This window comes from Cetobacterium somerae (genome assembly GCF_022430525.1).
In the GTDB taxonomy this organism is placed as follows: domain Bacteria; phylum Fusobacteriota; class Fusobacteriia; order Fusobacteriales; family Fusobacteriaceae; genus Cetobacterium_A.
In genome coordinates this window covers 344,973-370,652 of record NZ_CP092520.1, presented here as the reverse complement: position 1 = coordinate 370,652, position 25,680 = coordinate 344,973, and the positions used below count along the sequence as shown (strand labels likewise).

Here is a 25,680-nt window from a genome sequence, read left to right as displayed (position 1 = left end):
TTTAATTAATTTTATGGCTTTTTTTATTTAAGTTATTAATATAAATAAATTTATATATAGCTATTGACTTCAAAATATCTGTGAGGTAATATAAGTACCACTTAAGAAAATAAAAAAGTAAAGGGAGGGCCATATGATTTTTAATCCAGTGATATTATCAGTTACTACTATGATTGTACTAAGTTTATTAAAATTAAATGTAATTCTAGCAATATTAGTGGCAGCTTTAGTAGCAGGGGCAACTTCAGGAATAGGTATAAACGAAACTATGAAAACTTTAATAGGTGGAATGGGAGGTAACTCTGAAACAGCACTTAGTTATATTCTTTTGGGTACGCTAGCTGTAGCAATTAATAGCACAGGAGTAGCTGCACTTTTATCAAAAAAGATATCTAAAGTAGTTAGTGGAAAAAAATGGATATTAGCATTAATTATTGCTGTAATAGCTTGTTTTTCTCAAAATTTAATTCCTGTTCATATAGCTTTTATTCCAATATTAATTCCACCTTTATTGAAATTAATGGATGAATTAAAAATGGATAGAAGAGCTATGGCATGTTCTTTAACATTTGGATTAAAAATGCCATATATAGTTCTTCCTGTAGGATTTGGATTAATTTTTCATGGAATAATTAGAGATCAAATTGTTAGTAATGGTATGAATATAGAGTTAAGCCAAGTTTGGAAAGCTACTTGGATTTTAGGAATTGCTATGTTAGCTGGCTTATTAATAGCTGTCTTTGTAAGTTATAGTAAACCAAGAGATTATAAAGAGTTATCAATAGGTGGAGTACATGAAGATATTCCAGAGAAAATGGAACTCAAGCATTGGTATACTTTAATATCAGCAATTATAGCTTTTGGTATACAACTTTATACAGGATCACTTCCTTTAGGAGCAATTGTGGCAATAGGATTTATGTTAGCTACAAAAGTTATTAGATGGGATGAAATAGATGGATTAATAAGTGGTGGAATTGGAATTATGGGATTGATAGCATTTATTATGCTGGTTGCAGCAGGATACGGAAGCGTTATTAGAGAGACTGGAGCAATAGCACCGTTAGTACAAGGTGTTGTTGGTGTCGTAGGGGGAAGTAAATTGATGGGGTCATTTGTGATGCTATTAGTTGGACTTTTTGTAACTATGGGAATAGGAACATCTTTTGGTACAATTCCAATTTTAGCAGCTATATACGTTCCTTTATGTATAGAATTAGGAATATCTCCATTAGGAACTATTGTATTAATCGCATGTGCAGGAGCTTTAGGAGACGCAGGATCACCTGCATCAGACTCAACATTAGGACCAACAGCTGGATTAAATGCTGATGGACAGCATGATCATATAAGGGATACATGTATTCCAACATTTATACATTATAATATACCTCTTATAATAGCAGGGGTTATTGGCGGAGTATTATTCTAAAAAGGAGGCAGGATTGATTTGGAACTACTAATAGGAAACAAAAAACTAACTTTAGAGGATTTAATTAATGTTACAAGAAATGGGTATGAGGTAAAAATTTCAGATGAAGCTAAAGAAAGAGTTTCTATAGCTAGAAAATTAGTGGATGACTACGTAGAAGAAGGAAAAATATCATATGGAATAACAACTGGATTTGGAAAATTTTCAGATAGTATAATTTCTAAAGAGGAAACTGCTACGTTACAACGAAATTTAATAATAAGCCATGCATGTGGTGTAGGAAACCCATTATCAATAGATCAAGTTAGAGGAATAATGCTTTTGAGAGTAAATAATTTGATTCAAGGTCATTCAGGAATACGTCAAAAAGTTTTAGATTTATTAGTAGAAATGCTAAATAAAGGTATAACACCATATATACCAGAGAAAGGATCATTAGGTGCATCAGGAGATTTAGCACCATTATCACATATGGTTTTAGTTATGTTAGGACTGGGAAAAGCTTATTATAAAAGTGAATTATATACCGGGGAAGAAGCCTTAAAAAAAGCGAAAATTAAACCTATAAAAAGTTTGTCTTCTAAGGAGGGATTAGCACTTATTAATGGAACTCAAGTTATGACATCAATTGGAGCTCATACAGTATATGATGCAATAAATTTAATGAAGCATTTAGATGTAGCAGCAAGTTTATCTATGGAAGCTTTAAATGGAATTATTTGTGCTTTTGATCCAAGAATACAAGAAGTGAGAGGGCATTTAGGACAAATTAATACAGCAAAAAATGTAAATAAGATTTTAAAGAATAGTACTGCAATAACAAAGCAAGGAGAATTAAGAGTTCAAGATCCTTATGCACTTAGATGTACACCTCAAGTTCATGGGGCTAGTAAAGATGCTTTAAATTATATAAGAGATAAAGTTGAGATTGAAATGAATGCAGTTACGGATAATCCTATAATTTTTCCAACAGAAAATGAAGTTTTATCTGGAGGAAATTTTCATGGCCAGCCAATGGCATTACCTTTCGACTTTTTAGGAATAGCTTTAGCAGAGATGGCTAATATATCTGAAAGAAGATTAGAAAGATTAGTCAATCCATCTTTGAATAACGGGTTACCGGCATTTTTAGTTGAAAATGGAGGAGTTAACTCAGGATTTATGATTGTTCAATATAGTGCAGCTTCTTTGGTTTCAGAGAATAAGGTTTTAGCTCATCCTGCATCTGTTGATTCAATACCATCTTCAGCTAATCAAGAGGATCATGTATCTATGGGGACTATAGCTGCTAGAAAAGCTAATGAAATTTTAGGAAATGTTAGAAAAGTAATTGCAATGGAAATTTTAGCTGCATGTCAAGGCATTGATTTGAGAGATGTAAAAAGATTAGGTAAAGGAACAAATGAAGCTCATACATTAGTGAGAGAAATAGTTGAATTTTATGATAAAGATAGAGTTATGTATATTGATATAGAAAGAGTAGAGGAGTTAATTAAAACTAATAAAATAGTAGTAAAAGTAGAAGAGAATGTGGGTAAATTAAAAATATAGTTGGGGGTAAAAATGAAGAAGTTAGTTCAATGTGTTCCAAATTATAGTGAAGGAAAAGATTTAGAAAAAATAGCAAAAATAGCAGCACCTTTTAAGAATAATAAAAATATAAAGTTTATGGGATGTGAACCAGATGCTGATTATAATAGAACTGTAATTACTGTAATAGGAGAACCAGAAGATATTGTGGCAGCAGTAGTTGAATCAGTTGGAATAGCTACAGAATTAATCGATATGAATGTTCAAAAAGGAGAGCATTTAAGAATGGGAGCAACAGATGTTATTCCATTTATTCCAATAAAAGATATGACAATGGCGGAATGTGTAGAACTTTCAAAAATTGTAGGCGAAAAAATATGGGAAAAGTTTAAAGTACCAGTATTTTTATATGAGGAATCAGCTACAGCACCTAATAGAGTTTCGTTACCATCTATTAGAAAAGGTGAATTCGAAGGAATGAAAGAAAAATTAAAGTTAGAAGAATGGAAACCAGATTTTGGAGAGAGAACTCCTCATCCAACAGCAGGAGTAACTGCAGTAGGAGGAAGGATGCCTTTAATAGCTTTTAATATAAATTTAGATACAACAGATATAAATATAGCGAAAGAGATATCTAAGGCTATAAGATTTTCAAGTGGTGGATTTAGATTTATTCAGGCTGGACCAGCTGAGATGAAAGAAAAAGGAATTGTTCAAGTAACGATGAATATAAAGGACTATAAGAAAAATCCTATTTATAGAGTATTTGAAACTGTAAAAATGGAAGCAAAAAGATACGGAGTTAATGTTCTTGGAAGTGAAATAATAGGAGCTGTTCCAATGGAGGCTTTATCTGATTCAATAGAATATTATTTAGGATTAGATGGGTTTAAAATAGATAAAATAATAGAGAATGAGTTATTAAAGTAGAATTTTTATGAGGTGAGTTTATGAACGCAGATTTAATAATTTACAACATAGGACAATTAGTAACAGGTAAAGAGATACCGTTAAAAGATGGAGAAAGTCCAATGGAAAATATTGAAATTTTAGAAAATGGATATATAGTAATTTCAGGAAATGAAATAATGGAAGTTGGACAGGGAGAAGTGCCGTCAAAGTTGATAAAATTTACAACAAAATTAGTAGATGCAGAAGGATGTGTAGTAACTCCTGGATTAATAGATTCTCATACTCACCTAGTGCATGGAGGTTCTAGAGAAAATGAATTTTTAGATAAAATTCAAGGTGTGCCATATTTAGAAATTTTAGAAAATGGTGGAGGAATATTAAGTAGTGTAAGAGCAACTAGAGAGTTAAGTGAAGAAGAGCTCCTTGATAAAGCAAAAAAATCCTTAAGAAAAATGTTATCATTTGGAGTAACAACGGTAGAATCTAAAAGTGGATATGGATTAGATAGTGAAACAGAATTAAAGCAACTTAAAGTTAATGAAAGATTAAACCATGAACAAGAAATTGAAGTAGTTTCAACATTTATGGGAGCTCATGCTTTACCAGAAGAATATAAAAATAAAAGAGAAGAGTACCTTGAGAAGATTGTAGATTTACTTCCAATTATAAAAGAGCGTAATTTAGCTGAGTTTTTTGATGTCTTCTGTGAAGAGGGTGTTTTTTCAAATGAGGAAAGCAGAAGATTGTATTCAGAGGCTAAAAAATATGGATTTAAATTAAGAATTCATGCAGATGAGATAGTAAACACTAAAGGAGCAGAGTTAGCAGTAGAGTTTGAAATGAACTCGGCAGACCATTTAATGGCAATAAGTGATGAAGGTATAGAAGCTCTTAAAAATAGTAAAACAATTGCAAATCTTTTACCTGGAACATCTTTTAGCTTGGGAAAAGCATATGCACCTGCAAGGAAAATGATAGAATCAGGAGTTCAAGTAGCACTATCAACAGACTATAATCCTGGATCATGTCCAACGGAAAATTTACAATTAATAATGCAAATTGCAGCTTTAAAATTGAAGATGAAGCCTAAAGAGATTTTTAAAGCAGTAACTATAAATGCAGCAAAGTCTATTGGTCGAGAAAAAAGAATAGGTTCAATTGAAGAAGGAAAAAAAGCGGATTTTGTAGTATTTGATGCTAAAAATATAGAGTATATTTTATATCATTTTGGTGTAAGTCATACAAAAAAAGTTTTCAAAAATGGATGTTTAGTTTATAAAAAGGTAGGAGGATAAATGAAGCTAGTAGAATTATCAGTTAAAGATTTTTTAAACATAGTTGATTCTAAAAGTCCAGCCCCAGGGGGAGGTTCAGTATCAGCTTTGGTATCGGCATTAGGGTGTACTTTAGGAAGAATGGTTGCTCACTTAACGTTTGATAAAAAGAAATATAAAGAGTTACCTGAAGAAGAACAGATTATTTTTAAAAATGCTTTTGAAGAGATTGATGATTATAGAAAAGTTCTTGAAGAATTAGTAGATAAAGATACAGAGGCATATAATTTAGTTATGGCAGCTTATAAACTTCCTAAAGAAAATGATGCTGAAAAAGAAATTAGAAAAATAACTATTGAAAAAAATCTAAAATTAGCAATTGAAACACCTTTAGAAATTTGTAAAATTTCAAAAAAAACTTTGAAAGCATTAAAAATTATATTAAAATATGGTAATAAAAATGCAATTACAGATTTAGGTGTGTCAGCAATACTACTTTACTCTGGAATAGAAGGTGGTATTTTAAATGTCAAAGTTAATTTAGCAGGTTTAGATGATGAACGATTTAAAATGGAAACTATTAATCAGTTAGATGAAATATTAGTTGCATCAAAAGAGTTAAAAGATGAAATTTTGAATGTAGTTAACAATAGCCTATAACTTTAAACAGCAAGAGATGACATAAAAATTATGTCATCTTTTTTTTGAAAATTAAGTTTTATAAAGGAGATACTAATGATAAAGATAGCGATAATAGGTACTAGTAAAATTTCAGATGAATTTGCAAATGCTATTCAAAAAGTTATGGGATGTGAGCTTAAAGCAATTTATTCAAGAAATTTTGAAAAAGGATTAATGTTTGGTAAAAAATATGGAGTAGAGGATATAATTATAGAGTTTGAAGAACTATGTAAAAGAGAAGATTTAGATATGGTTTATATAGCGAGTCCTAACTCGTTGCATCATAACCAGACTTTAGAGTTATTAAAAAGTAAAAAACATGTATTGTGTGAAAAACCTATGGGAATTAATGAAAAAGAAATTGAAGAGATGTATAGAGTAGCTTATGAAAATAAAGTGAGTTTAATGGAAGCTATGAAAAATACATTCTTACCTAATTTTAAGTCAATAGAAAAAAATATCTATAAAATAGGTGATGTAAGAGGTTTTATAGGAAATTTTTGTCAATATTCATCGAGGTATGATAATTTAAAAGATGGAGAATTAACAAATATTTTTGATCCCAAATATGGAGGGGGGGCGCATTTAGATATTGGTGTTTATCCATTGTATTTTATATTGAGACTTTTTGGAATTCCATTAAATAGTAAAATAATAAATTATACTTTAGAAAGTGGAGTTCCTGGGATTGGAAGTGCACTTTTAGAGTATAAAAATATGACAGGAGTAATAGTTTATTCAAAAATAACAAACAGTTATATAGGAAGTGAAATTCAAGGAGAAAAAGGTTCGATTATAATAGATAGTATTTCTAATATAAAAGAGGTAAAAATTTGTTATAGAAATGGTGAGATTGAAAATATTAGCGTTCCTCAAGAAGAAAATAGTATGATTTATGAATTAGAAGAGTTTATAAATTTGATAAAAAAAGATAAAGTTGAATCAGATATAAATACTAAAGAAATATCAAAAGAGGTAATAAGAATATTAACACAAAAATAGAGGAGATATTCTCCTCTATTTTTATAATAAGTATAAAATTATTCAGATATTTCAATAGTTGCTTTACCACTAGTATTGAAAATAGCTGAAATAGAATCATTATTTATATTAAGACCTACGATTTTAAAAGTGTTTATAGTAGATTTTAAATTGATATTTTTTTCTAGTTCAATATTTTCAACTTTTGTTTGTAAGTAATTTTGAGCTAATTTCATTTCATTTGCTGGATTAAAAGATAGATAATTATTTTTAATTAAATTTATTATTTTATTTTTAAAGAAATAATTTCCTATTTTTAGTATAATGCTATCAGTTTCTAATGTATAATCAAAATCGTCACCACTTAAAGTTCCAGTTTCATTATTAAAATTAGGTTTTACACTAGCCTTTATAGTTCCAATTGGATGTAAAAAACTAAAGATAGATAGATTAAAGTCAGATGTAGCATACAAAGTTGAGTTTTCTGAAGATATATTTATATTTTTTATATTTGAAGATATACCTGATGTCAATTGAATATCTTTATTAGTTAAATTTGTATTTATAACTTCATTTAAGCTTTTATATGATGCTGAAACAGGTAATATAATATTAAATGAATCGTTTACAAATCCATAATTCATATTAGGAAGGGTTGTAAGATTTAAAGCAGCAGGTTTCTCGCCAAAATATAGATGAAGATTAACATCACTACCAACTTTAATTCCTAAATTATTATCAGTAGTAACTAAGTTAGAATATCTTGCTGATTGTGGATTTACTGTTAGCCAAAGTTTATATTCAGGATTAACTAAAATAGGTTCTTTAAATTCTAACCAATATTTTTCAACAAGAGATCTTAAGTCAAAGGCTTGAATTTTATTATCAAGTTCCTTTGTAGCAGTTCTTAATTTTGAAACAATACTTTTTTCCAAACTATCTCCAATATTTATATCGGTTTTTAAATTAAGACCATAAATATTTAAAGTTAATGGTAAATTATTGTTAGAGATATTTAAAAATGGTGTGCTATTAGCACTTATTTGCCAATTGGGAGATATACTAACGATACTTGATATTCCAGCAGTACCATTTAGTGCAATTTCAGTACTTTGACTTTCTCTACTCCAACTTGCTTTAAAGTTTCCATTAATATTAGTGACAGCTTGAATTTGTTGTTCTTGTGCTGAAAAACTAATAGGAGAACGATTTATTTTATAAGCCCAAACAAAAGATTCTGAAAATTGTGAGAATTTTTTATCTACACTTCCAAGAATATCAAGTCCAAATCCTAATAGATTATTTTTGCCACCATTAAAAATTTGATTTCCAGAACCTGAATCTTCAATTGTATAAGGTAATTGATTATTAATAATATTTTCAACAATAGATTTTTTCATCATAATGTCTACATCAACTTTAGATGTAGAATTATCTTCTGAATAGGTATATGTTCCTAAAATAAATGGTAGAGCAAAGAGTGATAGATTATATTTATTGATAAAAATTTTATTATATTTCATATAAACCTCCTGTTAAATAGGTTAAAAGATATAAAAATATAGAAGTCACAATGGACTTCTATATTCTGTAATCACATTATCTATGTGTTTTTATTTTTGGGAAATATTTAGTGTGTAAAAGCTCATGAGCCTTTCTACTTAAAGGATAATCTAAGTACTTCTCATAAATAGCAAGCACCTGTGGATTTTCATGAGATCTTCTATATTCAGAAGCTACGTCAATATTATTTAAACCTTGTGCTCTCTTTTCAAGAGTTTCTTGTTTTTTTATAGCTTTAGGTTGTCCACCACCACCGATGCAACCTCCTTTACATGCCATGATTTCAATAGCATGATAGAATTCTTCACCACTTCTAATTTTGTCTAGCATTTTTTTAGCTTCTTCAAGACCATGAGCAATACCGATTCTTAGTTCAATATGACCAATTGTTAAATCACAACTTCTAAATCCATCCCAACCTCTTAAAGCTTCAAATTCAATATTATCAATTCTTTCACCAGTAATCATTTCAATAGTAGATCTAGTTGCAGCTTCGATAACTCCTCCTGTTCTACCAAAAATAATACCAGCCCCAGAGTACTCTCCTAATGGATTGTCAAACTCTTCTTCTTCAACTGCATTTAAATCAATTTCAGTTTCTTTTAATATTTTTATCAATTCTCTTGTAGTGATAACATAATCAGTATCATAGTTATCTCCTCTAGAAAATTCATCTCTAGAAGCTTCATATTTCTTAGCTAAACATGGCATAATAGCAACAGTTGTTATTTCATCTCTTTTATATCCTTTTTCTTTAGCCCAAATATCTTTAGCTATTGTAGAGAAAATTTGCATAGGAGATTTAACTGTTGAAGGTACATCAAGCATATCAGGATAGCTTTGTTCAATAAATTTAACCCAAGCTGGACAGCATGAAGTAAGGATTGGTAATCTAACATTGTCATCACCTTTAAAGAATGCTTCTAATCTTTGTTGGAACTCTGTAGCTTCTTCCATTATAGTAAGGTCAGCTGCCCAAGTAGTATCGAAAACAAAATCTACTCCAAGCATTCTAAGAGCACCATTTATTTTTTTCTCAATATTAACTCCAGGTTCAAATCCAAAAGCTTCACCTAAAGCAACTCTAACTGCAGGTGCCATTTGAGTGATAACAACTTTACCTGGTGTAGATAAATCTCTAAGGAATTTTAAACTGTTATCTCCTTCATTAATTGCGTTTACTGGGCAAGCAGCAACACATTGACCACAGTGAGTACATCTTTCAATATCAATACGATGTCTCTCTTTTATTTTTCCTTCAATACAATGAACTGGACAAACTCTAGCACAAGCGGTACACCCTATACATTTGCTTGTAATTCTAAATTTAACTAATTGTGGACACTCTCCAGTATAGCATCTATGTTCTTCAATATGCTCTTCAAATTCATGATAAAAAGCATCAATAGCTTCTTCTATTAAATTGTGTTTTTGTTGAGTAGTTTCTTTTATATTTTTAGAAAGTTGTCTTAAAAGATAAAGGTCTCTCATATTTCCTTTACCTTTAGAGATTCTATCTAAAACTCTCCAAGATCTTTCTATTTCAAATTTTGCAATAAGATACTCTCTATACTCTCCTTTAGAAAGTTTTCCTAAAATAAACTCAATATAATATTTAGCAAATTGAACAATACAACTTTCGTTAGATAAAACGATTAGTGCTTTTGGATGTTTTGAATCAAAAAAGTGATCAAAATCAACAATTTCATTTAATGATTCTTTAGTAGCAAATCCTCCAAAAGGTAATCCAAATTGAGCTGCTTTAAAGTCTTTTCCATTTTTCATTCCTCCTGCAATATCTAAAATATCTTTTAGAGTAGCATTTTCAGGAATTTCATAGATTCCTGGATTATTAACTTTTCCAGAAATTGTAATTAGTCTGTTTTCTCCTACAAGTCCCCCCATAAGATCGCTTTCCATAAAGACAGAACCTAAAGTTGTTCTAAGTAAGTTTTGCTTCTTGTTCATAAATTCTCCTTTTTATTTTTGTAGTTTTTTATTATATTCTTATATAAAATTAATTTCCTTTTTTCTAGATTATTATTAGAAAGGTCTGTTAACTTATTAAGTAGTTCATTAATTGTGTTCTCATAAGAGTTTAAATCAAAAACTCCTTTATGTAATAAAAGTTTAAAAATAGGAATGCTTTTTAAATATGTTGGAAAAAATAATTTATTGTTAAAATTAAAGTTAAACTTAATGAAAATATTTAAGAATATCGACTGAAGTTCTTTTGATAAAGTCATATTATATAAACAATAAAAAGGTACTAAATCTTTACCTTTTACGAAAGTATTTAAATTACCACCTAGATACATTATCATTTCAAAAAGTACAGGATCGGTTTTAACTAAAAGAGCTTTGTGTAAAGCGGTTAATTTATCTTTTTTGTCAAAACTATTTATATTTTTATTGAAAATAAGTTCATCTAGTTCCGCAACCTTATCTTGAAAATTAGGAAGATTCTTAAAATAATCTTGTAAAATTCCACAACGGGCTAACCTTATACCTGGAATATTATTTAAATTTTGATAAAAAATTAATGCTTCATTGAAACGCTTCATTTTTAAGAGTAAATCTCCGACGAAGTTGGAATCTTTTCGCTCTTTATAAAGTTGGATAATTTTTTGAAGCTCTTTTTGGGTATATCTATTCTCTAAAACACCTTTTTTAATTCCTTCTTTAATTTCCTTATCTTTATAAGCTATTCCAAAAGAACGATTGCATTCAGCAGCAGTAAAAAAAAGATTATTTTCAATAGCAGTATCGATGATTAATTTTCTATAAAAAACTTCTTTACTTTTTAATAATTTATTTGAAAGTTTAGTAATTGCATATTTAAAATTAAGGTCTGATATATCATTTTCAAGATCTCTTTCTAAAATCCATGTAGGTTCCCCAGCTTTTTCAAAAGCATATTGAGCTTCACTTAATTGTTCAAGTTTATAAAGTTTAATTCCTTCTTTTAACCAATCATCTTTTTCGTTTAGAGCATCATTAGTACTCTTTGTTATATTAATATTATCATTTGGTGTTAAAAAATTATGAAGTTCTTGTAGAACTTTATTATTTTCTATATTAGATTCCATGATGATAAGGTTTTCCTGGGCTCTAGTAATTCCAACATAAAAAATATTAAAATATTTTCTGTACTTTTGATCATGTTTAGTGACTTTAGAAAAAATTTTTTCCCATTGTGACTTATAAGTCGATGATAGATTGTAACAAATGATATTACTGTACTCTAATCCTTTAATTTCTTGAATAGAAAAAACTCTATGCTTATTATTTAATTGTTCAAGAAGTTCAGTTTTTGTTTTTGCATCAGAAACAACGATAGCAGTATTAGCATCATTTTGTGCTTTTTCAAGGAGAGAAAAATTTACTGTAGTTAGGTTAACTTCACCATCTTTTTGAATAGCAATCTCTTTGTAATCATCACTTCCTAAATTTCCAATGTATGAACTTCTAAGTTCAGCAAAATAATTAGCTAAATCTACAATTTTTTTACAACTTCGATAATTTTTAGAAAGAATTTTTATATTAACTTTTTTATTGTATTTAGAGTAAAAAAGATTTTTCATTCTTTCAAAGTTGAAAAAAGTTGCATTTATCATTTGATGTATATCTCCAGCTAAGAATAAGTTTTCTTTATTTTTAACAAGAGAAGTTAAAGCAAAAATTTGTAACTCTGTTAAGTCTTGAATTTCATCTATTATAATAAAGTCAAATTGAATATCTTTTTTTAAAAGAGTTAAAGAAAGATCATTTAAATCAAAAAGATTATTATCATCTAACCATTGGTTATACTTTAAACATATTTCATAAAAAAATATTCGATTTTCTCTATCTAGTGTTGAATATTTAGAACTTAAGTTTAAATAATCCTCTAACGCTATTGTCCGTTGATTTAAGTCTCTATTCCAATTATCTGCATTTCCTTTAATCATAAGCCCTTTAATAATTCCATTTATTTCTGAATAAATCTCTTCAATAGAAAGATTAAACTTTTTTCTATTAGGATAGGAAAGAAGAAAAAATTCTTTAAATTTATTAAATTCAATAATTTGTTTTGATGAAACTTGTAATTTTTGACATATAAACTCTTTTAATGTAAAAAAATCAGCAATTTTTTTACCCTCTTTTCGAAATTCTAAATATTGTTCAAAAGAGTTATCTTTTAAATATCTATTAGCTGTTAAATACAGAATTTTTGATATATCATAAAACTCATAATTTTCTTCTAAATTTAAAAGTTTTCTTAATGTTATTGTACTTTTACCACTACCAGCACTACCGGCAATAAAATGAGGAGGTAAATCTACAAGACACGAATATTGTTCATCATTTAAATAATAGTATTTATATTTTTTATTATAAAAATTTTCTACAAAATGAGAATCATCAATAATTTCATAAGTAATTAAATTATTATAGTTAAAGAAATTTTCATCAATAGATTCTATATTGTCCTCTTTATCAAAGACTATAAAATCTTTTAAAGAACTTTCATTAATCTCTTTTCGCTTAGCTTTTTTTATAGCCATATCATGAGAGGAATAAATAAGAAAAATAAGATTCCCTTCAATATCATCTCTTGAAAAGCTATTAAGAAGAAAAAAAATACGGTCACCACTATCTACTCTAAACTCGTAAAGAGAGTTAGCTCCTGCAATTTTTTTAATCCAAAAACCTTTAGGAAGATTATAAGACAAAATTTTATAATTTTTAATTGTATTATAAAAAAAATAAAGTTTATCAAGAACCTTTTTATTTTTTTCAATGGGAATACTTTTAAAAAAATAATCAGTAATTAAAAATTTCATATGTATACTCCAAAAATTTGACTTAATTAAATATTATATCATTTTAGTTAAATTTTCAAGAAGTTTAAGAATTAAAAAGAAAAAAGAGTCTAGATTTAACCAGACTCTAATCATTTTGTAATACTTTTTTTACTAAGTAAGTTACATCCACCCTTATATTCAGGAAAGTAATATCTAACTAAAGAAGCAATAAAGTATTTATTTATATTATTTTTCTTAATAAAGGCTTTAAAACTTTTATTAAGATTTATTTTACTTATTAATTCAGGTATAGATACATTACCATCATTATCATTAGAGATAATAAGTTCCTTAAAAAGTTCAATTTCATTTTTTGACATTTGAACAAAATTTATTAATCCGATAAAAGACCTATCAAAACTTATAATTTTATTCGAATTATCAATGGCATTATTTAAAGAAACGTTAGAATAATTAAGTTTTTCTTGTATATAACTTTTTTCTAATATTTTACCTTCAGTTTCAATAAATTTTTCAAGTTCATCAACTCTATTAAATCCCTGATCTCCAATTGTTAAAACTCTACTATTACCATTTGTAGTTAAGTTTAATTCTTGAGCAAAATGATATTTAAATAATGAGTAAAAAACATGATCAGAGTAAATACCAATACTATTTAGTATGCTTTCTAAATTTTTATAAACAGCAATACTATCAATATAATTTTCATTAAAAGAAAGAATAGTATTTTTTAAATTTAAAAACTCTTCAACATTATATTTTATTTTATTTATATGAATATAAGTTCTAGAATCTGTCATTATAATACCATCTATTCTTGAAAGTAGACCTTCTAATCTACGAGCTAAGTAAATTGCAGTGTTATCATTCATATTCTTAATCTCTTCAGAATAAAGATTGTAATCTAGTCTAGAGTTAATATCTTCAATAATTAACTTAATTGTATTTTCATCGACTCTCAATGGATGAGAAACTAGTTTAACAAAATAAAGCTCTAAAATATCTTTATATCCACTATTTTGAACATAATATTTTCCATGTTTCTCATACCCTAATTTTGTTATTATTTTTTCAATTTCTTCTTGGGTAATCCATTTAAAGCTTTTAAAACTACTTCTAATTGTTTTTACGTTTTCTGTAGTTAAAATATTAGTAAATTCTAGTGAATAGAAAATTTTAAAAAATCGTTCTCTTTTATCAAAAAGAAATAAATCTAAGAAATCTATATAAAAAGGTCTTGAGAAAATTTCATTTCTTTTTAAGAAGCTAACTAAAAAACGATAATCTTTGCCAAAAAGTTCGAACATTTCATCTAGAGAGATTTCATCTTTAAAATCAGCTTCGATTTTTAGTGCAATATTTAGATTTGTATTTTTAAACACATTTGCAATAATTTGTTTTAATTTTATTTCAATTTGTCTTGTTCGTTCACGACTAATATTTCTTAGGGTACCAATCTCTTCTAAAGTTTTATTATTTTCAAGTCTATCAACTAAAAGTTGAATATCATCTTGAGAAAGAGTGGTTTTAATTTTTTTTAAAGTTTCTTCCAGAGGAAGTGTAGTAGTACATATCTCATATATTCTTTCAAGTTCATTATTAGTTAGTTGTAAAGAATCAATATCCTTTTGATTATAGTTTAGAAATTCTCCAACTGTTATTCCTTCAATATGCTTTATATTAAAAATTATTTTGTCTAACCGACAATCAACAATCTTTTTAAAAGTTTTTTGTTTTGAAAATCTTTCTACAATTTCAGACAGATCATTTTTTATATCTGCAATTCTTCCAGGACCAACACCAGGTACTTTGGAGTATTGAGTTAGTAACTCCTCATCTATTTCAGATAGGTAAATTACATTATTTTCCTGACAAAAATTTAAAAATTTTAATTTTTTTTCATCAGGGTAAATAAATCTATCAATTCTAAGGTAGTTGCACCATAATTTGTATGTACTCATCAAAATTTCCTCCCCAAAACTCTACGCCTAATATATAAACTAGGTAAAAGCTATTATATTTTTCTTTCGGCATTATATGATTCATATTTTTGTTTAAAAGCATCTATATCTTCTTGAGCAAATCCAAAATCATTAAGCGATTGAAAATCGAAAGATTCTAAATCAACCATAAATTCAATATTTTGCTCAGATAAAATGTTTAAAAATTTTCTAGATTTTTGATAAATTTTAGTTACCTTATCACCTTTCATTAAGAAAGTTTTCACATCCCAATCAATAATTCCCTTTTTATAATCTAAAAATTTTTGAAGTCCTTCTTGTACATAACGATCTTCTTTTAAAAGTGTTGAAAACATCTCTTCATTTATTTCTTGTAAATATTTAATACCAGATTCTAAAAGTTTTTCTCTAATACTTACAAATTTATTAGCTGAATAAAAGTAATGTAAATCAACTAAAAAAGAGTATTGCCATTGTTGTTTCGGAATAATTCTATTTAATTTAATGAAATTCTCCTTTAACATTCTATTTTCTTCTTGTAGATTTCTAAGATTTTTTTCCATAAGTTGCCATTGCTTAGAATAGTCAGTATTTGGCTTAGATTGCAAAGAAGAGTAATTACTAATAAGAACCTCTTTCTCCTCCAACTCTTTTTGAAGATTTTGTAACTTCTCACTTAAAGTTAGATTAATTTTTTCGAGTTCCTTGATGTTCTTATTGTTAAAAAGTTTAAATAAAAAACTCATAGCTCTCCCCCTTATAGATTAATACTTTATTTATATATAGATATTATACTAACTGATATCATTATAATTCATTTTAATCAAAAATTCAATTTAAAATATAGTATTCTTCAAATATTTGACATTATATAATACATAAAGTAATATATTATTATATCAAAGAAGTTTAAGGAGGAAATTATGGTTCAAAGGTTGATAATATATAACTTAATAGTACTAACTTTTGATGCATTTACATATTTTTTTATGAATGAAAAATATAGAGGTTACTTAGGTATTAATGATTATATTAGATTATTCAGTAATCCAATGTATAGAAAAAGTCTTCTTACCAAAATTTTTATAGTAGATTTTATAGTTGTGTTGTTTTTTATCTTATTTAAATAAAGCGTTTTCAATTAAATTATATAAAATATGTATTGATTTATAGTAAAAAATGGTCTACAATATTAGTATTGAAATTAAAAAAACTGGAGGAACAATGTTAATAAGTAGAGAAGTTGATTACGGTATAAGAATCGTACTTTTATTGTGTGAAGCAAATAGAAAAATGGATGCAAAGGAGATTTCTGAAATTTCAGGTGTTTCTATAAGATTTACACTTAAAATTCTTGGAAAATTAACTTCATCTGATTTAGTGGAATCATTTCGTGGTGCAAAAGGTGGCTATGTAGCAGCAAAGAAGCCAGAAAATATAAGTGTATACGATATAGTAGAAGTTTTAGAAGGTGGAATTAAAGTAAACGGATGTTTTGAAGATAAAACAAGTTGTACAACTTCTAAAATGGCTTTATGTGGATTAAGATGCAAATTAGAGGGAGTTAACTTAAAAATAAAAGAGGAGTTAGAAAAGATAACTATGGATAAACTTGAAAACTGCTCAGGATATGACTCATAATAATCTTATATATTTAACAAGAATTTAAAAGGGAGATTTTGGGAAATGAAAATTTTAAAAACAAAAGGTGTTTGTGCAAAAGAGATTGGTATAAAATTAAATGGAAACGTTGTTGAAAAAATTGAATTTTTCGGAGGATGTGACGGGAATACAGTTGCTATTGAAAAATTAGTTGAAGGAATGACAATAGAAAACGTAATAAAAAAATTAGAAGGTATTGATTGTTCAGAGAGAGGAACATCTTGCCCAGATCAGTTGGCTAAATTATTGAGAGAATTAGTTTAAAAGCAAGGAAATTATAAAGTTAGATAGTATAATAAATTGAATTATTGTGTTGATTTAATTTTATAGGAGGTCCTTAAAATGAAAAAATTATTTTTAGGTTTAATTTTAGGTTTAATGTTAGTAGGTTGCTCGAATATGACATCTAGAGAGAAAAGTGCATTAGTAGGAGCTGGAGCTGGGGCGTTAGTTGGAACAGCAATTTCAGGAGACTCTAAAGGTGCTTTAATAGGAGCTGGAGTTGGAGCTTTAGGTGGAGCAGCAGTGGATAATTATAATAAAAAGGGTAATGTTCTAGGAAATTAGAGCTAGATAAAATTTACTAAAAAAGCAAAAAGCTATTATCAACTTATAGAAAGTTTGATGATAGCTTTTATTAGTTTAGATATATATAAATTAAAGGGGGGATTATTTGTGAAAACAGTCATCAATATAATTAAGAAATTTTTAATTTTTCTTATAATATTAATATTAGTAGTTCAATTTACTAGAGCTTATTTATATAATAAAATGGCACCAGAACTAAAAAAATGGCACGAAAAAAGTAAATATGAAGAACCATCCTATGAAAAATTTAAAACAATTGATGAATATTTAGTTGCGGAAAAAGAATTTTTAGAAAAAACTTATGCAGAAGTAGAAATTAAATCAAAAGATGATTTAACAAGATTTTCTAAAAATGGTATATTATCACCAATAAATGAAAAAGGTGAAAATATAAATAGTTCTTTTGAGCTTATTCCAGAAGAAATTAAAGGTGGAGTACTTTTACTTCATGGATTAACAGATTCACCTTTTATGATGAGAGATGTGGGTCAAATTTTTTATGAAAAGGGATACTATGTTTTAGGATTAAGATATAAATACCATGGAACTTTTCCAGGAGAGTTACCGAAAATATCTCAAAAAGATTTTGAAGAAGCTGCAATATTTGGTTCTAAAATGATAAAAGAAAAATTAAAAGATATAAAAAATCCAGAGTTTTATATGGTAGGGTTTTCAACAGGAGCAGCAGCAACTTTACAATATATGACTCAGAGTGTAAAGAAAGATAAAGATTTACCTAGGCCTAAAAAGGTATTTTGGTTATCACCAGCTATGGGAGTATCTTCTGCAGCAAAATTTGGTTTTTTAGATAGTTGGGTTAGTATGATTCCATACTTTAAAAAGTTTCAATGGTTAGATATAAATCCAGAATATGATCCGAGTAAGTACAACTCTTTTCCTAAAAATCCAGGAATTCAAGTATATTATCTAATAAAAAAAGCAAAATTAAATTTTTCAAAGTTGAGTAAAGAAGAAAAAATGAACTTACCTCCTATTTATAGCTACACTTCATTAGTAGATTCTACTGTTCTAGATAAAGATTTATATGATATTTTTCAAAAAATGGAAAATCCAAATAATAAGCTAGTTATTTTTGATATAAATAGAAAATTTGAAGATTTTTTTAAACCAAACTTAATAAAATTGAATTTAAAAGACGAAATGTCAGAATTAAATTTTAAATTTAATGTAGCATTTATTAGTAATTACAGTAGTAAAAAAGATGATGAGGTAGCTATCTTAAACTATAATAATAATGAATTTTCAGAAGAAAGTAAATCAAACCTTAAATGGAATGAATCCAATTTTTCTTTATCACATGTAGCGATACCAATATCACCTGATAATTCTATTTATGGAAGAGATTCAATACTAGGTGGTTTGAATTTAAAAGGAGAAAATAATTCTCTATATTTATCTCCTAATCTTTTGTATAGATTGAGGTATAACGAATTTTTTCAGTATATTGAAAATGATATAAAAATGGTACTTAAGTAAAAGTTATAGAATATTTCTATAACTTTTTTTCTTTTTTGTAATATATTGAAAAAAATTTTCAAAATTGAATTGACAAAATTTTAAAGAAGGAGTAGTATTTTAAAAATTACAAACTCGGGGAGGTTTAATAAAATGAAGAAAAAATATTTATTTGGGTTAGCATTAGCTTGTTTAGCTATATCAGCTTGTGGTGAAAAAGAGAGTGGGATAGAGAAAGAAGAGAAATCTAAAATAGTAACAGTTTCTTTGGGATCTAAACCTAAAAGCTTAGATCCAGCTATGTATAATGAAATTCCGTCTCTTTCTATAGTAGAGCAAATATACAATACGTTATTTCAAATTGATGAAAATGGAAAAATAGCTCCAGAATTAGCTGAATCTTATGAGTATATAACACCAACAGAATTAGTAATAAAATTAAAAAAGGGCATCAAGTTTCATAATGGAGATGAGTTAAAAGCAAATGATGTTATATTTAGTTTAAATAGAATGATAGAAAAACCAGCTACCAAAGTAATGTTAGATGCTATTGAGAGTATTGAACCAATAAATGATTATGAAGTTAAAATAAAATTAAAAGAACCATCGGCACCCTTATTATATACATTGTCATATCCTTTAACTGCAATATTAAATGAAAAGTATACAAAAGAAAAAAATGGAAATATTGCTACAGATGCTATGGGAACTGGAGCATTTAAATATAAGAATTGGGGAGATGGAGAAAAAATACAATTGGTTGCCAATAAGGAATATTTTGGCGATAAAGCTAAAATAGATGAACTGATATTTAGAGCTATTCCTGAGAATACAAGTAGATTAGCAGCACTAGAAACAGGAGAGATTGATATAGCAACGATTGCACCAATTGATGTTCAAACTGTAGAGGGAAGTTTGGACTTATATGCAGTGTCATTTCCTACAACATCAACAGAGTATTTGACTTTGAATACAGCAAGAGAACCTTTTAATAATAAGGATTATAGAAAAGCTTTAAATTATGCTATAGACAAACAAAGTATAGTAGATGCAGTTTATTTAGGAAAAGCAAGTGTGGCAAATACAATAGTAAATCCTACAGTTTTTGGAAGTGACCAAAAAGTTGGAAAAATAGATTATAATCCAGAAGTAGCTAAAGAACTTTTAGAAAAATCAGGGGTAAAAAATAAGATAATAAAAATTATGTCTAATGATAATCCAGTAAGATTACAAGCTGCTCAGATTATACAAGCCAATTTAAAAGAGGTTGGAATAAATGCAGAAATTGAAACTGTAGAATGGGGAACTTACCTACAAATGACAGCTCAAGGAGATTTTGATGTGTTTATAGGGGGATGGGTAGCTGGAACTTCAGACTCGGATATAGTTTTATTTCCTTTATTACATAGTAGCTATAAAGGAGGAGCTGGAAATAGAGCTAATTTTGAAAATTCTGAATATGATAGATTAGTTGAGTTAGGTAGAAAATCAACAGAGAGTTCAGAAAGAATAGAGGCTTATTCAAAAGCACAAGAGATTTTAGCAGAGGAGAATCCACTAGTTCCATTGTATTATAAAAATGAAAATATGGGATTAAATAAAAGAATAAAGAATTTTATCCCAGTTGCTAATACAATTCATAATTATGCGGCAATTGAAATTCAATAATAAATCTTCTTGACAAAGGTGAAGAAGAAGAGTATTATAGTCAACAATTTAGATAAAAAATAAAAAAAGGGAGTGTTGAGGGGTATGAAGTTAGATTTAAATTATACACTACAATTTACACAAGAAATTTTAGCTATTCCAAGTCCAGCTGGCTATACAGAAAAAGCTATGAATAGAATAGCTCAAGAGTTGGAGAAGTTAGGATTTAAATATAGTTACAGTAAAAAAGGGTGTTTAATTGTGAAAATAGAAGGGGAAGATTCTACTTATACAAGATTATTATCAGCTCATGTTGATACACTAGGTGCTGTAGTAAAAAAAGTAAAAAGTAATGGCCGTTTAGAGCTTATAAATATCGGAGGATATGCTTGGGGATCTGTAGAAGGAGAAAATGTTATTATTCATACTTTAGATGAGAGAGAATACGAAGGAACATTATTACCTATTAAAGCATCGGTTCATGTGTATGGAGATATTCCAAGAGAAATGCCAAGAATAGCTGAAAATATGGAAGTTAGATTAGATGAAGAGGTATACTCTGAAAGCGATACTAGAGCTCTTGGAATTTGTCAGGGAGATTTTGTAAGTTATTATACTAAAACTAAAATAACAGAATCAGGATATATAAAATCAAGATACTTAGATGATAAGCTTTGTGTAGCTCAAGTACTAGCTTATCTAAAATATTTAAAAGATAATAATAAAAAACCAAATAATAATTTATATGTTTATTTTTCAAATTTTGAAGAGGTAGGACATGGAGTATCAGAAATACCAAAAGATGTAGATGAATTTGTAGCACTAGATATTGGACTTGTAGCTGATGATGCCCACGGTGATGAAAAAAAAGTTAGTATTGCTGCAAGAGATAATAAAACGGTTTATGATTTAAAAATAAGAAAAAGATTACAAGAGGCAGCTGATAAGAACGGTATCAATTATACAGTAGGTGTTTATAATAGATATGGATCAGATGCTACAGCATCAATTCTCCAAGGTGCAGATTTAAGATATGCTTGTATAGGACCAAATGTTGATGCAACTCATCACTATGAAAGAACTCATGTAGATGGAATAGTAGAAACTATAAAATTGTTAATAGCATACTTTTAAATAATAAAAAACCCTCTAATTAAAGAAGAGGGTTTTTATTATTTGGTTATATTTATAGTTGTTGTAAAAAAGTTATAGCCATTTTAGCAGTAACAATAGTTGTTATAACAAGAAAAACAGGTCTTATGAACTTTGTACCTCTTGTAACAGCAACTTTGGCACCAACATTAGCTCCAATTAGCATTACAACTCCAACTGTAAGGGCGTACATATAAGCAATTTTTCCATAGTATATAAATGTTATAACACTAGCAATATTACTAGCTAAATTTAAAAATTTTGAATTTCCACTCGCTCTGATGAAATCCAATTTAAAAATTTCAATAAATCCAAATATTATAAACGAACCTGTTCCAGGACCAAAGAATCCATCATAAAATCCAAGAGAAAATGCCATTAAGATTCCAAGTTTTAAATTTTTTGAATTTACTCCTTGAAAATTATCATGGCTACCTAAATTTTTATTTTTTAAAGTATAAATAAGAACGAAAACTAGTAAAAAGAATGCAATAGGATATAGATATTTTGAATCAATCAAAATAACTGCTTTAACTCCTAAAATAGCTCCAATGAAGGAAAAAGGAATTAGGTATTTTATTAAATCCCAATTTATTTTTCCTGAACGAGCAAACTTAAAAGCACTACCACTACTTGAAAAAAAAGCTGCTAGTTTATTTGTTCCAAGTGCCATATGAGGATCTAATCCTGCAGCTAAAAAAGCTGGTAAGCTAATTAATCCACCTCCACCAGCAATAGCATCAACAAATGCTGCACAGAAGCAAGCTGAAGCTAAAAACATAAAGTTAATTAAAGAAATCTCTGAAAAAAAGGTTTCTAACATTAAAACGCCCCCTAGTTAATTATTTGTTTTGAGTATATCATTAAATATATTTTTACACAATCTCTCTTTTTCTAACTTAGTTAGTTTTTTAATTCGAATTTCCTCTTTGGATGCTTCAGATCTATTTTCTTTAATAAAAACAACCTCAATTTTTGTAGGTTTATAAATTTTTGTATATTTAGCTCCTTTTCCACTAATATGTTGTTGAAATCGCTTTGTAACATTTGTTGTAATACCCGTATATAAAGAGTTGTTTTCACATCTTAGAATATAAACGTACCATTTTTTATTTGAATTATTCATATCATCCTCATTATAATAGTTATATAAAATATTATAATGTGTCTGTGAAGTTTTTAAAAGCTTTTTTTCCAGTATCATCTCTTTTGAAGACCCCAGCATGCTCTAAAACTGTAGAGAAAGTTTTTCCTATCTCTTCTTTTAAAATATCTAATGTTACAATATCATCTCTTTTTGACACTATATTTTTAATCCAATCATAATGTTTACCAAGAGTAGGATTCTCTTTTAAAGTAATTTGCCAATTTGGATTTTGTAATTCTTTTTCTAAAAGAATCATTTCTTCTTGAAGTCTTCCAGGTAAAATAGCAAGTCCCATAACTTCAATAAGTCCTATATTTTCTTTTTTTATGTTATGAACTTCAGAATGAGGATGGAATATTCCCATAGGATGCTCATCAGAGGTTCTGTTATTTCTTAAAGCTAAATCTATTTGATATTCAGCGCCTACTTTTCTAGCAATAGGAGTAACGGTATTGTGAGGAATACCTTCAGAATAAGCTATAATATCAACAGTTTCGTCACTATAATTTTTCCATTTTTCAAAAATATATTCAGCTGCTTTAGATAGAGTTTCTTTATTTTTTGAAGATATTCTAATAACAGACATAGGCCATTTAATGGTTCCGCAACTAACTTCAGGAAAAGCTTTCATTTGAAATTTATTTTCGATTGGAGCTTTTTCCATTGGGAATGTATGCTTTCCAGCTTGATAATGATCATGAGATAAAATTGATCCTCCAACTATAGGTAAATCAGCATTAGAACCAATACAATAATGTGGAAAGATTTCAATAAATTCTAAAAGTCTATCAAAAGTATCTTTGCCCATTTTCATAGGTCTGTGATCTTCACAAAAAACTATAGAGTGTTCATTATAATAAACATATGGAGAAAATTGAAAATACCAATTTTCAGACTTTAAATTCATAGGAATAACTCTATGTGTTTGTCTAGCTGGATGATTTAATCTGCCACTGTATCCTACATTATCTAAACATAAAAGACAACTAGGATAAGAAGACTTAGGCATATTTTTTTCTCTTTCAATATCTTTAGGATCTTTTTCAGGTTTAGCCAAATTAATAGTTATTTCTAAATCGCCGTAGGGAGTATTTGAAAACCAATGTAAATTTCTTTTAATTCTAGCGTCTCTAATATAATTGGTATTTTTTGAAAATTCATAATAGTTAGCTGTTGCTTTTTCAGGTGAAATTTTAAAATCGTTATTAAACTTATTAATAACTTCTTTTGGTCTTGGAGTAATACAGTTCATTAACTTAGTATCTAAAAGTTCCATTTCAGACGGAGAGTCATTAATCAAATTATTTTCAATAGCCCAGTGACAAATATCTAGAAGTATAATTTCAATATCTCTTCCTGTTTTAGGTTCTTCTTTTTTCCACTCTTTTAAATTTAAAACATCGAGTAAAAGATTTCTAGAGTAAATTTCTTCACATGAATCGATTAGTTCTTTTTGTAAGCCGTAGTTTAGTAGTTCTTGTATTAAAGAGTTAATCATTAAAAATCACCTAACTTTTTAGCTCCATCTCCTGGATTACCAATATAGAATGTAGCTTCTAGACCCGTTTTTTCTTTGTATTTTTTACCAACATTTTCAATAAATTTTTCAATACAATCATTTTTTACTAAAGATACAGTACAACCACCAAATCCTGCACCAGTCATTCTAGAACCGATAGTTCCCTCTTCTTCCCAAGCTGCTTCAACTAAACTATCAAGTTCAAGACCAGTAACTTCATAATCATCTTTTAAAGATTTGTGAGAATCATTCATAAGTTTTCCAAAAGTTAAGATATCTCCGTCTTTTAAACATTTCATAGCTTTTAAAACTCTTTCATTTTCAGTAACAGCATGTCTAACTCTAGGTATAGCTTCTTCAGAGTTTATGAAATGTTTTGTATTTTCAAATTTTTCTGAATCCATATCACAAAGAGTATTAATGTTAATACCATTATCTTTTAAATCTTTTAGTGCATTTTCACAAGAAGCTCTTCTTTCATTATATTTAGATTCACCAAGACCTCTTCTTTTATTTGTATTTGCAATAATAATAGACGCATTATTTAAAATAAATGGAGCATAAGAATATTCAAGCGTATTACAGTCTAAAAGTATAGCGTGATCTTTCTTACCCATTCCAATAGAAAATTGATCCATAATACCACAATTAACACCAATAAATTCATTTTCTGTTTTTTGACTTAATTTAACCATATCAACCATATTAATATTTAAATTAAATAGAGATTTAAGAATAACTGATGTTAAAACTTCAATAGAAGCAGAAGATGATAAACCTGCACCGTTTGGAATATTTCCAAAGAATAAAACATCAAATCCACTATTTATATTAAAACCAGAATCTAAAAAAGTTTTTACAACACCTTTTGGATAATTAGCCCAATCATCTTTTTTGTCATATATTAAAGAATCTAAAGAAAATTCAATAATTCCTAACTCTTTAAAATTTTCAGAATACATTTTAAAAATTTTATCCTCTCTCTTAGTTACAACTGCATAAGTACCAAAATCTAAAGCACATGGGAAAACTTTACCACCATTATAATCAATATGTTCTCCAATTAGATTAACTCTACCTGGTGCAAAGAAAACTTCAACTGAAGTTTTCTCATCTTTTTTAAATTCTTTTTTAAAATTTTTTACTAAGTTATTGATAAGTTCCATAAATACTCTCCCCTTTGTTTTGTTTATTTTGATTTGAGTATACTTTAAAAATAGATTACTTAAAAGTAAAAATATAATTTTAGAACAAAGTTAATTAAAAAAGTTAAAAAAGTTAGTGTTAAATACATTGACTTAGAGACTTGGATAGAGGTATTATAAATTATATAGATTTAGGGAGGAA

General features: G+C 27.7%; 22 protein-coding genes. 13 read left to right on the top strand and 9 right to left on the bottom strand.

From position 1 onward, the window contains the following. Positions 1-133: 133 nt before the first annotated feature. The 6 genes from MKD34_RS10685 (at position 134) to MKD34_RS10660 (ending at position 6,831) form a co-directional block, all read left to right on the top strand. Positions 134-1,432 (top strand): Na+/H+ antiporter family protein, encoded by a 1,299-nt coding sequence (locus MKD34_RS10685; RefSeq protein ID WP_240220162.1) that lies wholly within the window; start codon positions 134-136, stop codon positions 1,430-1,432. Between the two features lie 18 nt (positions 1,433-1,450). Beyond that, on the top strand, positions 1,451-2,983 hold the full coding sequence (gene hutH, locus MKD34_RS10680) for a histidine ammonia-lyase (RefSeq protein ID WP_240220159.1): 1,533 nt from the start codon (positions 1,451-1,453) through the stop codon (positions 2,981-2,983). 12 nt (positions 2,984-2,995) lie between these two features. Next, complete coding sequence (ftcD, locus tag MKD34_RS10675) at positions 2,996-3,892, top strand: glutamate formimidoyltransferase (RefSeq protein WP_240220156.1); 897 nt, start codon at positions 2,996-2,998, stop codon at positions 3,890-3,892. 20 nt (positions 3,893-3,912) lie between these two features. Then, on the top strand, positions 3,913-5,169 hold the full coding sequence (gene hutI, locus MKD34_RS10670; protein WP_240220147.1) for an imidazolonepropionase: 1,257 nt from the start codon (positions 3,913-3,915) through the stop codon (positions 5,167-5,169). Further along, positions 5,170-5,808 carry a cyclodeaminase/cyclohydrolase family protein gene (locus tag MKD34_RS10665; RefSeq protein WP_240220145.1) on the top strand — a complete coding sequence of 213 codons (639 nt, stop codon included), beginning with the start codon at positions 5,170-5,172 and terminating at the stop codon, positions 5,806-5,808. It begins immediately after the preceding gene. Between the two features lie 75 nt (positions 5,809-5,883). Then, positions 5,884-6,831 carry a Gfo/Idh/MocA family protein gene (locus tag MKD34_RS10660; protein ID WP_240220143.1) on the top strand — a complete coding sequence of 316 codons (948 nt, stop codon included), beginning with the start codon at positions 5,884-5,886 and terminating at the stop codon, positions 6,829-6,831. A 38-nt stretch (positions 6,832-6,869) separates the two neighbouring features. Here the strand turns inward: MKD34_RS10660 and MKD34_RS10655 are convergent, their stop codons facing one another. From MKD34_RS10655 to MKD34_RS10635, 5 genes are all read right to left on the bottom strand, one after another. Then, positions 6,870-8,333: a DUF4403 family protein gene (locus tag MKD34_RS10655; RefSeq protein WP_240220141.1), complete on the bottom strand. Its 1,464-nt coding sequence runs from the start codon at positions 8,331-8,333 to the stop codon at positions 6,870-6,872. 76 nt (positions 8,334-8,409) lie between these two features. After that, the gene (locus tag MKD34_RS10650; RefSeq protein WP_240220139.1) at positions 8,410-10,341 is read right to left on the bottom strand and encodes a [FeFe] hydrogenase, group A; all 1,932 of its coding nucleotides are present in this window, start codon (positions 10,339-10,341) and stop codon (positions 8,410-8,412) included. Further along, positions 10,338-13,199 carry a UvrD-helicase domain-containing protein gene (locus MKD34_RS10645; RefSeq protein ID WP_240220137.1) on the bottom strand — a complete coding sequence of 954 codons (2,862 nt, stop codon included), beginning with the start codon at positions 13,197-13,199 and terminating at the stop codon, positions 10,338-10,340. The genes MKD34_RS10650 and MKD34_RS10645 overlap by 4 nt, the downstream gene beginning before the upstream one ends. A gap of 110 nt (positions 13,200-13,309) precedes the next feature. Further along, positions 13,310-15,142, bottom strand: coding sequence for a sigma factor-like helix-turn-helix DNA-binding protein (locus tag MKD34_RS10640; RefSeq protein WP_240220135.1), 1,833 nt, complete (start codon positions 15,140-15,142; stop codon positions 13,310-13,312). A gap of 53 nt (positions 15,143-15,195) precedes the next feature. Next, complete coding sequence (locus MKD34_RS10635) at positions 15,196-15,888, bottom strand: hypothetical protein (protein ID WP_240220133.1); 693 nt, start codon at positions 15,886-15,888, stop codon at positions 15,196-15,198. A 177-nt stretch (positions 15,889-16,065) separates the two neighbouring features. Here MKD34_RS10635 and MKD34_RS10630 point away from each other — a divergent pair, with 177 nt between their 5' ends. The 7 genes from MKD34_RS10630 (at position 16,066) to MKD34_RS10600 (ending at position 21,649) form a co-directional block, all read left to right on the top strand. Then, positions 16,066-16,272, top strand: a complete 207-nt coding sequence (locus MKD34_RS10630) for a hypothetical protein (protein WP_240220131.1) — start codon at positions 16,066-16,068, stop codon at positions 16,270-16,272. Positions 16,273-16,366: 94 nt separating this feature from the next. Then, positions 16,367-16,783, top strand: a complete 417-nt coding sequence (locus MKD34_RS10625; protein ID WP_240220129.1) for an RrF2 family transcriptional regulator — start codon at positions 16,367-16,369, stop codon at positions 16,781-16,783. A 45-nt stretch (positions 16,784-16,828) separates the two neighbouring features. Beyond that, a complete protein-coding gene (locus MKD34_RS10620; protein ID WP_240220127.1) occupies positions 16,829-17,068 on the top strand; it encodes a TIGR03905 family TSCPD domain-containing protein in 240 nt (79 codons plus the stop codon). A 78-nt stretch (positions 17,069-17,146) separates the two neighbouring features. Then, the gene (locus tag MKD34_RS10615; RefSeq protein ID WP_240220125.1) at positions 17,147-17,371 is read left to right on the top strand and encodes a YMGG-like glycine zipper-containing protein; all 225 of its coding nucleotides are present in this window, start codon (positions 17,147-17,149) and stop codon (positions 17,369-17,371) included. Between the two features lie 108 nt (positions 17,372-17,479). Beyond that, positions 17,480-18,889, top strand: coding sequence for an alpha/beta hydrolase (locus tag MKD34_RS10610; protein ID WP_240221566.1), 1,410 nt, complete (start codon positions 17,480-17,482; stop codon positions 18,887-18,889). Positions 18,890-19,021: 132 nt separating this feature from the next. Then, positions 19,022-20,536, top strand: a complete 1,515-nt coding sequence (locus MKD34_RS10605; protein WP_240221564.1) for an ABC transporter substrate-binding protein — start codon at positions 19,022-19,024, stop codon at positions 20,534-20,536. 84 nt (positions 20,537-20,620) lie between these two features. Next, positions 20,621-21,649 (top strand): M42 family metallopeptidase, encoded by a 1,029-nt coding sequence (locus MKD34_RS10600; RefSeq protein ID WP_240221562.1) that lies wholly within the window; start codon positions 20,621-20,623, stop codon positions 21,647-21,649. Between the two features lie 52 nt (positions 21,650-21,701). On the opposite strand, the gene MKD34_RS10595 is transcribed toward MKD34_RS10600, so the two are convergent. Genes MKD34_RS10595 through MKD34_RS10580 form a run of 4 tightly spaced genes read right to left on the bottom strand, consistent with a single transcriptional unit; the run spans position 21,702 to position 25,499 of the window. Beyond that, a complete protein-coding gene (locus tag MKD34_RS10595) occupies positions 21,702-22,490 on the bottom strand; it encodes a sulfite exporter TauE/SafE family protein (protein WP_040406909.1) in 789 nt (262 codons plus the stop codon). A gap of 15 nt (positions 22,491-22,505) precedes the next feature. After that, positions 22,506-22,793 (bottom strand): GIY-YIG nuclease family protein, encoded by a 288-nt coding sequence (locus tag MKD34_RS10590; RefSeq protein ID WP_240221561.1) that lies wholly within the window; start codon positions 22,791-22,793, stop codon positions 22,506-22,508. Between the two features lie 31 nt (positions 22,794-22,824). Then, complete coding sequence (gene galT / locus MKD34_RS10585) at positions 22,825-24,312, bottom strand: UDP-glucose--hexose-1-phosphate uridylyltransferase (protein WP_240221559.1); 1,488 nt, start codon at positions 24,310-24,312, stop codon at positions 22,825-22,827. Next, a complete protein-coding gene (locus MKD34_RS10580) occupies positions 24,312-25,499 on the bottom strand; it encodes a galactokinase (protein ID WP_240221557.1) in 1,188 nt (395 codons plus the stop codon). Before MKD34_RS10580 ends, galT begins: the two co-directional genes overlap by 1 nt. Between the last annotated feature and the right edge of the window lie 181 nt (positions 25,500-25,680).

Bases quoted from the DNA above. Each gene is read 5' to 3' on its own strand.
- MKD34_RS10630 (WP_240220131.1), top strand. From the start codon at position 16,066: ATGGTTCAAAGGTTGATAATATATAACTTAATAGTACTAACTTTTGAT.
- MKD34_RS10620 (WP_240220127.1), top strand. From the start codon at position 16,829: ATGAAAATTTTAAAAACAAAAGGTGTTTGTGCAAAAGAGATTGGTATA.
- MKD34_RS10600 (WP_240221562.1), top strand. From the start codon at position 20,621: ATGAAGTTAGATTTAAATTATACACTACAATTTACACAAGAAATTTTA.
- MKD34_RS10640 (WP_240220135.1), bottom strand. From the start codon at position 15,142: ATGAGTACATACAAATTATGGTGCAACTACCTTAGAATTGATAGATTT.
- MKD34_RS10625 (WP_240220129.1), top strand. From the start codon at position 16,367: ATGTTAATAAGTAGAGAAGTTGATTACGGTATAAGAATCGTACTTTTA.
- MKD34_RS10655 (WP_240220141.1), bottom strand. From the start codon at position 8,333: ATGAAATATAATAAAATTTTTATCAATAAATATAATCTATCACTCTTT.
- hutI (WP_240220147.1), top strand. From the start codon at position 3,913: ATGAACGCAGATTTAATAATTTACAACATAGGACAATTAGTAACAGGT.
- MKD34_RS10650 (WP_240220139.1), bottom strand. From the start codon at position 10,341: ATGAACAAGAAGCAAAACTTACTTAGAACAACTTTAGGTTCTGTCTTT.
- MKD34_RS10665 (WP_240220145.1), top strand. From the start codon at position 5,170: ATGAAGCTAGTAGAATTATCAGTTAAAGATTTTTTAAACATAGTTGAT.
- MKD34_RS10635 (WP_240220133.1), bottom strand. From the start codon at position 15,888: ATGAGTTTTTTATTTAAACTTTTTAACAATAAGAACATCAAGGAACTC.
- galT (WP_240221559.1), bottom strand. From the start codon at position 24,312: ATGATTAACTCTTTAATACAAGAACTACTAAACTACGGCTTACAAAAA.
- MKD34_RS10645 (WP_240220137.1), bottom strand. From the start codon at position 13,199: ATGAAATTTTTAATTACTGATTATTTTTTTAAAAGTATTCCCATTGAA.
- MKD34_RS10660 (WP_240220143.1), top strand. From the start codon at position 5,884: ATGATAAAGATAGCGATAATAGGTACTAGTAAAATTTCAGATGAATTT.
- MKD34_RS10615 (WP_240220125.1), top strand. From the start codon at position 17,147: ATGAAAAAATTATTTTTAGGTTTAATTTTAGGTTTAATGTTAGTAGGT.
- MKD34_RS10605 (WP_240221564.1), top strand. From the start codon at position 19,022: ATGAAGAAAAAATATTTATTTGGGTTAGCATTAGCTTGTTTAGCTATA.
- MKD34_RS10580 (WP_240221557.1), bottom strand. From the start codon at position 25,499: ATGGAACTTATCAATAACTTAGTAAAAAATTTTAAAAAAGAATTTAAA.
- MKD34_RS10595 (WP_040406909.1), bottom strand. From the start codon at position 22,490: ATGTTAGAAACCTTTTTTTCAGAGATTTCTTTAATTAACTTTATGTTT.
- ftcD (WP_240220156.1), top strand. From the start codon at position 2,996: ATGAAGAAGTTAGTTCAATGTGTTCCAAATTATAGTGAAGGAAAAGAT.
- MKD34_RS10685 (WP_240220162.1), top strand. From the start codon at position 134: ATGATTTTTAATCCAGTGATATTATCAGTTACTACTATGATTGTACTA.
- MKD34_RS10590 (WP_240221561.1), bottom strand. From the start codon at position 22,793: ATGAATAATTCAAATAAAAAATGGTACGTTTATATTCTAAGATGTGAA.